This is a genomic window from Dietzia sp. KRD202, assembly GCF_017168155.1.
Lineage (GTDB): Bacteria > Actinomycetota > Actinomycetes > Mycobacteriales > Mycobacteriaceae > Dietzia > Dietzia kunjamensis.
In genome coordinates this window covers 1-387 of the sequence record NZ_JABFAN010000125.1, presented here as the reverse complement: position 1 = coordinate 387, position 387 = coordinate 1, and the positions used below count along the sequence as shown (strand labels likewise).

Genomic DNA, 387 nt, shown 5'->3' with positions numbered 1-387 from the left:
GACCGACCCTCCGTCCTGTCCCTCGACCGGACCGGAGGCGTCCACGGGGGACTCCCCCGCGATCTCCTCACCGGTCTCGTCCATGACGCGCTCGTCCGTGAGCGTGATCCGCAGACCCTTGTTGAGGAACGCCATCTGCTGGAACCGCGCCCGCAGGGTCTCGAAATCGAAATCCACGGTCTCGAAGATCTCGGGGTCCGGGTAGAAGACCTGGGTGGTCCCGGTCTCGTCCGTCTGCTCGCCGCGTTCGAGCTCACCCTGGGGGTGGCCGCCGTTCGCGAAGCTCATCCGCCAGACGTAGCCCTGCCGGCGGACCTCGGTGTCCACACGCCGGGACAGGGCGTTGACCACCGAGATGCCCACGCCGTGCAGACCGCCGGACACGGC

The 387-nt window shown here is 68.7% G+C and carries 1 pseudogene; it reads right to left on the bottom strand.

Annotation, left to right across the window (positions count from 1 at the left end):
* A pseudogene (locus J1M64_RS19285) lies at window positions 1-387 on the bottom strand (DNA topoisomerase IV subunit B); the annotation flags it as partial.